We start from the raw sequence: 10,741 nt of genomic DNA on the forward strand, positions 1-10,741 counted from the left end.
GTCGTACAGCGCCTCTTCGCATGCAAGGTCGGCGAGATTGAACCAGTGCTGCACAAAATGGATTCGCAACATGCGCTCCAGCGCAATCGGCGGGCGACCATTGCCGCGTTTCGGATAAAACGGCTCCACCACCGCGCACAGCTGCGCCCACGGCACGATCGTGTTCATCTCATCGAGAAACACCTCGCGTCGCGTAGGTTTGCGCTGCGCCCCGAATCCCGCGCATTGATCGACAGCCATCGCCAGTGTCAGTTGCTTCATCGCTTTTTGCTTTCGCCGTTGCATGCTCACGCTATAACGCGTGACAGTCGTGAACGGTGGACTTGATCAGCATTGCCCTAAGCTAACCTTCGGCATTTTCGATCATATGGACGAGGACGGTAGCGCCATTGGACAACAATACGCGGACCGCCTCAAGCTGGCAGAAGCCTGTGACCGGCTCGGTTTTTACGCTTACCACTTGGCGGAACACCATTGTTCGCCGCATGGAAGGAGCCCATCGCCGAATCTGTTCTTGTCGAGCGTCGCACAGCGCACCGGGGAACTTCGTCTCGGCCCCTTGGTCATGCTGCTTAGCCTTCATCATCCGCTACGCGCGTTTGAAGAGATCTGCATGCTTGACCACTTGAGCGGCGGTAGGGTCGAGATGGGCATGGGGCGCGGCTCTCTTCCGATTGAGCTGGGTTACTTCGGGATATAGAAGCGGACACGGTGCCGGAACGTTATCTCGAAGCCAGCGAGATTCTGATGGAGTCGATGAGGGGTGGCGCCCTTTCCTATCAGGGTCACCATTTTCAGCTAGACAATGTCCCTTTGACACTGAGACCCCATCAACGTCCGCACCCGCCGATATGGGTCGCCACCAATCGACCGGAGTCTGCGCGCTGGGCCGCTGCAAACGGCGCAAATATCGCATCTATGGGACCCGCGCCGTTTGTTCGCAAGACTACTGACGCATACCGTGCCGAGAAGGGATACAGCACGGGCACCGACGGCCAACCATCATTTGTCGGATTGCTTCGCATGATTGTGGTCGGGCAATCTGCAAGCCATGCATATTCGCTCGCGGCACCTGCTTTCGAACGATGGCTTAAAAACTTCAAATATCTGTACGACCTCAATGCAATTCCCCTTCCACCAAATCTGCCACTGACATTAGACGCAGCAGTAGAGAGTGAATTATGCGTAGTAGGAACAGCGGCTCTTGTGCGACGGAACCTGCTTGATCAGTTGGAAGAGGCGGGGGCCAACTATCTTCTTTGCCAGGTCGCGTTTGGCGATCTGCCCTTGGATGCATCACTTTGCACGGCAATGACCATTGCATCCGAATTGATGGGCCGAGCTGCGTAAGTGCGATCGTCCCCAAACAGGAACCAAGACTAGGGCGTGAGCGCTGCAAAGGCCGCAGCACTCAATCGTAATGAAGTAGTCTTAAGGGAGCAGAATGGGTTACATCATAAACACAGATGATAATGCCAGACTAAGACTTGGCATTCAAAGCCGGTTATACGAACAGTCAAGTGTTGACCTTATAAGCCGAGCCGGCACGCTCCGCGGAAGGAAAATCCTTGAAGTTGGCTGTGGTAGCGGCGCGATGACGCTGCATCTGGCACACGCAGCCGGACCTCAAGGAAAGGTAACGGCTATAGATAACAGTCAGGCGCAGCTAGATGCGTCCCGCCAATTTGTAACAGAAAGTGGTTTCGACAATGTTACCTTTTTCGAAGGGGACGTTAATTGTCTGGATCATTTGGAGAACTCATATGACTTGGTCTATTGTCGGATGGTGCTCCATCATGTGGCGGATGCAGATCATGCGATCCGCGAAATGGTGAATGTGCTCAGCCCAGATGGCCATTTGCTATGCGAGGAACCGGTGATTCATGATGGCTCATTCTCTTTTCCACCGTCCGAAGCGATCGATGAGTTTATAAGAATCTTAAGATCCTGTTTTCGCATGAATAACCGTGATTACAAGATCGCCTTCCGTATGGAGAATGTGATCAGGAATTTCGGTCTGGAAATTGAACATAGCCGCTTGTATCATCCGTTACTGAATTCACCCGAGGAGAAGTTGCTTTACGCGATGAGCTTGCGGGACCTCGCGCCGCAGATGATCAAAAACGGGATAATCGACCCCTCCTCAGTTTCTAACCTGCATGAGAAACTAGTGGATCTGGCGAATTCTGGGACCACAATGACTTGGGCGAGGATGCACAGCGTTCTTGCACGGAAGCCTTATGGTACAAAGCGGGACTGATCAAAAGGGCACTCAACTGATTGCGGGTTTCAAGCAGACTGAAGTTGCATTTGATCAGTAATGCATATGTTTCATGAAATGCATGAGTTGGCAAGACAGGCAACGCGAAGCGGAAGTCTGATTTGCGAAGTGATCGACATGGTAACGACGCGCGCGGCCATGGCGCAGCAATGCGCCGGCGAAGTAGCGACAGGCCGCCCTGAGGGCCGCGATCAGCTGCGGCAGTAGTGCCTCAGGTTGATCATCGTGTAGGCGAGCGTCTTGAGCGCGTAGTGCACGGCACTGATGCGTTCGAAGCGCAGCAGCAGGCGGCGGAAGGTGTCCTCCCAGGCGAACACGCGCTCGATGGTGCTGAAGCGCTCCGCGAAGATGGCCGCGTCGAAATGCCGTCTGCGACCGCGCTTCGGTGCCTTGCGCCCACGCGGGTTCTCGGGAATGTGGGGCCTCATGCCGCGGTTGAAGATCGCACGGCGGTTTTCGCGGCAGTCGTAGACGTCATCCAGACTGACGGTTGAGCCCTGCAGGTTCGCACCAATGGCGCGCGCCATGGCGGTGAGTTTGGGCAGCGCGTCACGCAGCAGGGGTGATTCGTTGCGATTGCCCGGTGCCGTCACGAATGGCGCGATGATGTTGCAGTTGCGATCGCAGAAGGCCACCACCTTGTCGCCCTTCAGATGCTTGTGCCCGCTGTAGCCCAGGTTGTCGCCGCCTTTCTTTGCCGCTGTGGTCGTGCCGTCGCGATGGATGTTCGCGAGGTCGAGGAGCTGGTCCCGATGCAGTTGATCGACCGAGCCCGCGAAGACCCGGTCGATGCTGCCGTCAGCCTGCCAGCGTCGCATGATCCGGTAGATGCGGGTGTGGTGGATTTCAGGCAGCCCCTTTGCATCCGTTTCGATCGGCAGCATCTTCCATTGGCACCCCATATAGAGCGCCTTCAGGACGTAGTTGAACATCCTCTGTAACGGCAACGTCGGCGGCGGGCCGCGCCGGCCCCGGCTCAGGTGCGGCAAGACAAATTGCCCGAACTGCGCTTCACTCAATTTCGTGGGAATCGCCTGCCGGCCATGGTTTGCAGCCATTTTCGCATCCGCAAAGCCCTGACTTTAACCGCTCCCCCCTCGCCAGCTCCGAAAGCCATTCCCGGTGGGGCTCGCAGACAAATTCGGCCCCTTCGGAAAACCCGCAATCAGTTGCGTATCAAAGTCGACACCTTGCACGTACCACGGTAAGCCTTATCTGACGGGGCTTCGCGGAGATGTGTGTAACGAGGTGCGCTTAAGTCGGTTGGCTGTTCCGTTGCTCCCCGAACCCCGGGTATCGGGCCATGCGAGCTTCTGGCCTGCGCGCAGACCCGTGCCGGCGTCGGCAATCGTAAAGTCGGGATGCAGTCCCTGCCTCTGCAGGTCCAGCAGATGGATGGCCCAGGTATCGCCATCACGGTGGTCTTCGTCAGCCAGCAGATAGCAGTAGGTGGAAGCCGCATCGATGCCGGTAAGAACCGGCCGGGTCCCCTGAAAGATCTCGTCGTGCAGTCCCACCCGGATGGCCGACAGGTCGATGCTGTTGTTGATGGCCATCGCCCGCTGCGCGGCACGCTGGTGAACATTGTGCACGGTGCCCAGGCTGATGGACACGCCCAGCAGGTCGCTCATGAATTCGATGACGCCGCGCATCGAGGCGTGACCGATCATCGTCAGTGCGAGGATGACCTGCTCCAGCCATCGTCGGGTCACCCGCAGCGAGAACAGGACCTTGTCGGCGTCTTCGTCCATTTGCGTTGGCGAAAAGGCTTCATCCAGCGCGGCGCTCGCCTTGCGCATCTGGCGATAGACGAGTGGACGGCTGACACCGTGGCGGGCGGCCACGGCGCTGACGGGTTCAGCGCCCGCCAGGGCGCGAACGGCCATCATCTTGCGGTCGCAGCCAGCCGGTTTTACGGAAACAGGGCAGACGGATGAAGTCATGGGGACGCCAAAATTAAAGTGGGCCACATTACCCGCACTTTCATTTCTGCCCTGCCTGTGTAACGCCGGGATGAACCACGCCGGGTGTGGTGGATTTCAGGCAGCCCCTTTGCATCCGTTTCGATCGGCAGCATCTTCCATTGACCTCGGGTCGGAATCGCCTGCCGGCCATGGTTTGCAGCCATTTTCGCATCCGCAAAGCCCTGACTTTAACCGCTCCCCCCTCGCCAGCTCCGAAAGCCATTCCCNCACCCCATATAGAGCGCCTTCAGGACGTAGTTGAACATCCTCTGTAACGGCAACGTCGGCGGCGGGCCGCGCCGGCCCCGGCTCAGGTGCGGCAAGACAANTTGCCCGAACTGCGCTTCACTCAATTTCGTGGGAATCGCCTGCCGGCCATGGTTTGCAGCCATTTTCGCATCCGCAAAGCCCTGACTTTAACCGCTCCCCCCCTCGCCAGCTCCGAAAGCCATTCCCGGTGGGGCTCGCAGACAAATTCGGCCCCCTCGGAAAACCCGCAATCAGTTGAGCAAGGACTTCTACTCGACCAGCCCGCGACAATCGGCGCCGTCTCGTCTCGAATATCTCGCGATGCCGAACCCCGGTTACCGCGAGACGTAACAGTAAGTCATATCAAAGAGGCGACACGTACTTGCGAACGTTATTGATCCACGGAGCGCGTGCTGTCATCCACGCGGCCCGACGCAGGAGCGACAAGGAAGGATGGCTATCCCGTCTGCTGCAGCGACGCAATTCCAATGTGGCCGCCGTTGCGCTGGCCAACAAGAACGCGCGGATCGTGTGGGCTCTGCTGACTCACGAGCGAACGTCGCGACCCGACCATGAGTCCGCGATACCAAATATTTAGCCTCAAACGGCACGAAGTTCGTAGCGAACGGAGGGACACTTCCACCGATTGCCAAGGCAATCATGACGTGATGGCAAGACAGGTCAGACCGTGACGAGCCAAACCCAACACTGTCAAAGAGCACCAGGCTCGCCAAGTTGATCGGGACCTCGTCAGCATATTCCATCAGGGACAGCCGGCCTGCGCTCGGCACTGAAGTCCGGATGCATGGCTGCAATCACGATCTTTGAACCATCACAACGTGAAGCTTGGCAAACCGGGGGCGTCCATGCATGACAGTGCCATCGCGACACCTTATATCAAACGGTGTTGCGCTTCAGATTTGAGGCCGCCTGCGGGCGTCCGCAATGAGCCCCTCGAAATGCTCTTCAATATCGATAATTTGTATCCCATGGATCGACAACCAGTCTTGATTGAAAACCGTGTCCAGGTACTTGGTACCACTGTCACAGACTATTGTTACGATACGCGATCCAACCGGTGCGCGTCGAGCCACACTGAACGCCTCGTAGACCGCCCCCCCCGTTGATCCGCCAACCAGCAAACCGTGCCGCTGGGCGAGATAATGGCATGTCGAAAAGGCCATGCGGTCGCTCACTTTGCGGCCCGAATCTATTACGCCGTAGTCAATGGCCAGTCCCACTTCAGCACCTTCAGGCGTGCCAGTCCCCGATTGGAGGTAATCTAGACCCTCACCGCCGAAGATGATGCTTCCGGCGGGCTCAACCCCGATTACTTGGAGCTCAGGAATACGCGTCCGCAACTGGCGTGCAGAACCACATAGTGACCCGCCGGTACCGATTGCGCAAACAAGATGCGTAATTGTTGGGCCCAGGTCGTCAAGCAATTCTGCAGCGAGTCCAGCATAACCGGCTGCATTTGCGGGATTGTTGTGCTGTTCAGTCCAATAGGCGCCTTCTTCACGGGAAATTCTCATTGCCTCTCGGTCCCGTATATCAGTCGCTAAAACACCGTCTCCGCCGCCAACGATCTGGACATTGCTTCCGAACGCACGAACAGTAAGAATTTTATCAAGGCTTGCGTGAGAGTCCATGAGAGCTGTGAAGTTTATTCTTCGCACAGCTGAAATCATCGCCAATGCGCTAGCCGTATTCCCAGAAGAAGATTCGACTATATCAGAAGCATCTTTATTCAATGCACGTGGACGATGGTTTAGCATACTCAACGCCATCCGGTCCTTCATTGATCCAGACGGATTGAACATCTCCAGCTTGAGATAAAGGTTAACTTCCTCACCGCGCAAAGGAATTTTGAGCAGGGGCGTATGCCCGATGGTATCTAGTATGCTATTGACGATCATCTATCTACTCCCAATCTTGGTGAAATTTCGCCTATCCCAGCGCTGTCATTCTCGACGGGCGCACGCTGCAGTCGGCCTGCGAGAGGGAACCTCGCGCAGGTTACGACGGTTACAAGCGGAAACAACGCAGCAAAGTTCACATGACAGTTGATACATTGGGACAGTTGCTTGCTGTGCATGTGACGCCGGCCAACGAACAGGAGCGCGCGCAGGTCGGGGAACTGGCGCGTCAGGTTTAGCAGGCCACGGGCCAGACGGTCAAGGTAGCGTTCGCCGATCAGGGATATACCGGTGAGGAGCCCGCGCAGGCAGCGCTTGATGAGGGAATCGAACTTCAGGTAATCGAGTTGGCGGAGGCGAAGAAAGCCTTTGTTCTGTTGCCACGACGCTGGGTAGTGGAGCCCAGCTTCGGCTGGCTGAACCGATTTCGGCAGCTTGCGCCAGACTACGAGCGCTTGCCCGAGACCCTCGCCGGGCTGCACTTTGTAGTCTTCTCCGTACTGATTCTGGTTCATTTCGTAGACCTGATTAATAGAGCACCTAACACGCTAGAGATGCACGATGGGGCGATCGGTTGAACAATCTTTCGACTTCCTTCTACAGGCTCTATAACAATGCAAAGAGCATTCACCATCTCCGCGCCGAAATATCCTTCCAGTATTTTCCCGGTTCATGTCACGCAAAAATGCATGCGGTGAGGAAAACGATCTCCGGCATCGACTACTCCCCGCCTCTTGGCTTCCCGCTTGTCCCCCTTGTCACAGCGCAATGAGGCCAGTCAACTTCATACCCTCAAGAAGGATCCGAATACGGAAGGCCTTTCAGTGAGGCAACGACTTGCGCGCTGGCTTTCGGCGCATTCCGCACAGTCAGACGAACGAATAGCACCTACGTGCCCCGCCACCCAAGCGGGACGATCAACAGCGACCTTATGCGCGTTATCCCGCCATTGAAGTTGGCTTGTCCTGACCTAGCAGGTTGCGGAAATACACCCTCGACGGATGCGGCCTTCCTCGATCTCCGCGGCCGCCGTCGCTAAATCTTTCGCATTGTGCAATTTCAACGCGAATCAACCTTTTTAAAGCGCTGTGAGGCCGACTTCTGGCCTCATTGGCGCCTTTTCCCGCCACTATGGACGGAACTGTGCCAGCGATCGCATGCACACGAGGTTGTAGGCCGCCATGTTCAACACGAACATCTGGTCCACCTTCTTCAAGCCACGCACCATCACCTGGCGCATGCGCCCCACGGTCTTGGCCCAGCCGAAACCTTGTTCGACCAACTTACGCAGTGTTTGCGCAACGTGCGGCGTGACCTTCATCTGCTGGCACGCCTCGATGAATTCCTGTGCGTCGTAACCCTTGTCTGCACCCAGCGTGATTTCCGCGTCCGGATCCTCTGCCGCCTGCCGTGCGTCGTAGACGCATGATCTTGGCCGCTTCACGCTCAGCATGCGCATCGGCGCGTGTCACGCGCGCGTTGACCACCAGGCCATGCCGGTTATCGGTCAGCGTATGGCCCATGTACCGCAATTCGCTGGCCGTTTTGCCTTTGCGATAGAGCTGCGCATCTGGGTCGGTTCTCGACTGATGTGTCTCGTTGCTGCGTTTCTCGCCCTTGAAATCGCCCGCACCGCCACCGTCGTTGTCCTGATCGTCGCCATTCTTGCGTACAAAGCTCTTGTGTCCGGCCCACGCCTGGATCAGCGTGCCGTCCACGCTGAAATGCTCACCCGAGAGCAGACACTTCTTCCCGGCGATGGCCACCACTTCGTTGAAGAATTCGATGATCGCATCGTGCTTGATCAGGCGCTCGCGGTTCTTCGTGAAGACCGTCGGTACCCACACCTCGTCGTCCATCGCCAGGCCGATGAACCAGCGAAACAGTAGGTTGTACTGCACCTGCTCCATCAGCTGGCGCTCTGAGCGGATGCTGAAAAGCACCTGAATCAGCATGGCTCGCAGCAACTTCTCTGGCGCGATACTCGGCCGCCCACCTTTGATGTCCGCTTCGTACATCTGGGCGAACAGTCGATCCATCTTCGCCAGCGCTTCGTTCGCCATCACGCGGATCGAACGCAACGGATGCCACTTGGGGACGAAGTCGTCCAGCTTGCGCATGGAAAACAGACTCTCGGTGAATGTGTCGGCGCCGCGCATGATCTCCAGGGGACAAGTAGTGGTCCATCTATCAACGCCTCACGAGCTCTATGCGATGACGTGTTTAAGCGGTATTTCAGCGGCCTGCTAGTTGGTACGCACGGTAGTAAGTCCCGCTATGGACCTGTCTATCCCAGCCATAGTTCGAATCGACTATTCAGAAGATCGTGCACCAAATTTCTGAATAAAGATATTGCGTCCTCCAAGCCAAGGCTATGAAGTCTGGGACAGCGCATTATCTCAGGTCATTGAGCGCGATCGCACAATTCGGCAAAGTGCCATTCAACGCATGTCGAGTGGTCTTGAAACTCATCAAATTTCCAGAAAGACCAGCATGGATGATACGATCAATAACCACTGGCGCAGGATTATCCCAGTAGGTGACATTCAAGTTGGGATCATCATAAGAAAGCAAAATACACGGAACAAACGACAAGTCTAGCTCCTTGGCGCAGAAATAGCGATGATGGCCGTCCATAATAATGAAATGGCGGTGCTCTACCAGAATAGGAGTGGTCCACTGTCCAGTTTCCGCGATTGATTTACCTAGCGTCTGTGCGCGTGGCACGTTGATATTCTCACTTGGACGAAGTTGACTTACTGGCAGTATGTCGAGCGTGTAAGTTCCGATAGCTTTCGAGGATGACACGGGCTTCTCCTAATATCAGCGTTTCTCCCTAGATTAGGCAATGCATGTATCGTGCCATACGAAGAGGTCCATATAATTCAACCGGCGGTCCTTGATAGTAGTGTCGCGTGTCTGACATTGTCGGAAAACCGTCTTCTTTAAGGCAATGCTGATCAAGTCTACCGTTCACGACTGTCACGCGTTATAGCGTGAGCATGCAACGGCGAAAGCAAAAAACGATGAAGCAACTGACACTGGCGATGGCTGTCGATCAATGCGCGGGATTCGGGGCGCAGCGCAAACCTACGCGACGCGANGTGTTTCTCGATGAGATGAACACGATCGTGCCGTGGGCGCAGCTGTGCGCGGTGGTGGAGCCGTTTTATCCGAAACGCGGCAATGGTCGCCCGCCGATTGCGCTGGAGCGCATGTTGCGAATCCATTTTGTGCAGCACTGGTTCAATCTCGCCGACCTTGCATGCGAAGAGGCGCTGTACGACCGCCTCAGCCTGCGCCGTTTCGTCGGCATTGACCTTGCTGTACGACCAGCAGTTGCCTATCCAGACATGCGTAACCGGTAACGGTTGGGTGTGAAGCTCTGGAGACAACGCGCCTCGCGACTGACGGTTCACCCCGGCGACGGGGGATAGATCGACACTGCCAGCCGCCGTGCGGTGTGAGGTGCCAGGCAAGTTCTGCATGCGCAACATAAGTGAACTGTTGATAAACCTCGTTAGTACGAATGGGCCAAAGCGGCTGTTAGGCCCTGACCAAAAGGTGTGCAGCCGGTTGCTTCCGTCTTGTCAGGGAGTACGTCGTCACAAGGGCTGCCGGGGGAGAGACAGGCGCTAAACAGACAGGGAACATTCGGGTCGGCAAGGATGGGAACGTGGTAAGCCCAATTGTCCGCCCACGCTAGTTTTTTTGGGGGGGCAAAGGCAGGTGACTCGCAAGGGAAACTGTTGGACAAGTGGGTATGAGAACGCGGAAAAAGCGAAGGGTGGTCGGTAATAGGCCACATAGGGGTTCAAAATTTGCCCTGATCTGAAAGGATGCAGACTTCCGCGTGGTGCAGTTGTCGTAGGCCTACATTTGAGATTCCGCGCAGGGCAGCTTGTGAGTAGCCGGACATGTTCCAGGTTCAGCGCCCTTGCCCTCGGTAGCGAGGTGAATCAACGATGTGACGCGTACGAAGGTCGTATGCAGTGCCGGTGCGACCGGCGTCAGTACGACGCTTAATGCTGTGCCCGAGCCGTATGCGGGGAAAGCCCGCAAGTACGGTTCTTCGGGGGCCCCGCTGCCGAGAGGCAGGGGTGGGCGGCGACAATTATGTTGGCCGGTCGTTGACGATTGTTTTGGCCGGTGGTGAGGAGTCGCAGGCGGCGTAGCCGCCGGAGACGACGAGCCACCGGCAGCGCTGCGTCGGCGGGGCTTTAGGATGGGCTGATCGAAGCTTAAAGAAGAAGCGGTCAGCTCATGTCTGGAACCCGCATCACCGACCAACAGGTTCGTCTCTACATGAACAAGCGCAAACACCATCC

The 10,741-nt window shown here is 56.6% G+C and carries 8 protein-coding genes and 4 pseudogenes; 6 read left to right on the forward strand and 6 right to left on the reverse strand.

The genetic code is table 11. The features are described 5' to 3' along the window. On the reverse strand, positions 1–261 hold a 261-nt coding region (locus A3CW_RS0143530; RefSeq protein ID WP_028209091.1), incomplete at its 3' end, for an IS5/IS1182 family transposase. 49 nt (positions 262–310) lie between these two features. On the opposite strand from A3CW_RS0143530, the gene A3CW_RS54385 reads away from it, so the two are divergent. The 3 genes from A3CW_RS54385 (at position 311) to A3CW_RS49765 (ending at position 2,260) form a co-directional block, all read left to right on the forward strand. Beyond that, on the forward strand, positions 311–700 hold the full coding sequence (locus A3CW_RS54385) for an LLM class flavin-dependent oxidoreductase (protein ID WP_028209087.1): 390 nt from the start codon (positions 311–313) through the stop codon (positions 698–700). 11 nt (positions 701–711) lie between these two features. Continuing rightward, positions 712–1,350: an LLM class flavin-dependent oxidoreductase gene (locus A3CW_RS49760; RefSeq protein ID WP_211254143.1), complete on the forward strand. Its 639-nt coding sequence runs from the start codon at positions 712–714 to the stop codon at positions 1,348–1,350. A 94-nt stretch (positions 1,351–1,444) separates the two neighbouring features. Continuing rightward, the gene (locus tag A3CW_RS49765) at positions 1,445–2,260 is read left to right on the forward strand and encodes a class I SAM-dependent methyltransferase (protein WP_035515792.1); all 816 of its coding nucleotides are present in this window, start codon (positions 1,445–1,447) and stop codon (positions 2,258–2,260) included. A gap of 212 nt (positions 2,261–2,472) precedes the next feature. On the opposite strand, the gene A3CW_RS54205 is transcribed toward A3CW_RS49765, so the two are convergent. Next, positions 2,473–3,300, reverse strand: coding sequence for a transposase (locus A3CW_RS54205; RefSeq protein WP_245623896.1), 828 nt, complete (start codon positions 3,298–3,300; stop codon positions 2,473–2,475). A gap of 192 nt (positions 3,301–3,492) precedes the next feature. Next, a complete protein-coding gene (locus A3CW_RS49775; RefSeq protein WP_154678226.1) occupies positions 3,493–4,224 on the reverse strand; it encodes a hypothetical protein in 732 nt (243 codons plus the stop codon). A gap of 634 nt (positions 4,225–4,858) precedes the next feature. Here A3CW_RS49775 and A3CW_RS54210 point away from each other — a divergent pair. Continuing rightward, positions 4,859–5,092 (forward strand): annotated as a pseudogene (locus A3CW_RS54210) (IS110 family transposase); the annotation flags it as partial. 316 nt (positions 5,093–5,408) lie between these two features. Here the strand turns inward: A3CW_RS54210 and A3CW_RS49780 are convergent. Continuing rightward, positions 5,409–6,413, reverse strand: coding sequence for a PLP-dependent cysteine synthase family protein (locus tag A3CW_RS49780; protein ID WP_051482104.1), 1,005 nt, complete (start codon positions 6,411–6,413; stop codon positions 5,409–5,411). Between the two features lie 29 nt (positions 6,414–6,442). On the opposite strand from A3CW_RS49780, the pseudogene A3CW_RS51985 reads away from it, so the two are divergent. Next, positions 6,443–6,991, forward strand: a pseudogene (locus tag A3CW_RS51985) (transposase); the annotation flags it as partial. Positions 6,992–7,542: 551 nt separating this feature from the next. On the opposite strand, the pseudogene A3CW_RS49785 reads toward A3CW_RS51985, so the two are convergent. Both A3CW_RS49785 and A3CW_RS51990 read right to left on the reverse strand, forming a co-directional pair. Next, positions 7,543–8,572 (reverse strand): annotated as a pseudogene (locus A3CW_RS49785) (IS5 family transposase). 235 nt (positions 8,573–8,807) lie between these two features. Continuing rightward, positions 8,808–9,221, reverse strand: a complete 414-nt coding sequence (locus tag A3CW_RS51990; protein ID WP_081772102.1) for a ParB N-terminal domain-containing protein — start codon at positions 9,219–9,221, stop codon at positions 8,808–8,810. Positions 9,222–9,439: 218 nt separating this feature from the next. On the opposite strand from A3CW_RS51990, the pseudogene A3CW_RS0143580 reads away from it, so the two are divergent. Beyond that, a pseudogene (locus A3CW_RS0143580) lies at positions 9,440–9,748 on the forward strand (transposase); the annotation flags it as partial. Positions 9,749–10,741 lie beyond the last annotated feature (993 nt).

Source organism: Paraburkholderia nodosa DSM 21604 (assembly GCF_000519185.1).
In the GTDB taxonomy this organism is placed as follows: domain Bacteria; phylum Pseudomonadota; class Gammaproteobacteria; order Burkholderiales; family Burkholderiaceae; genus Paraburkholderia; species Paraburkholderia nodosa.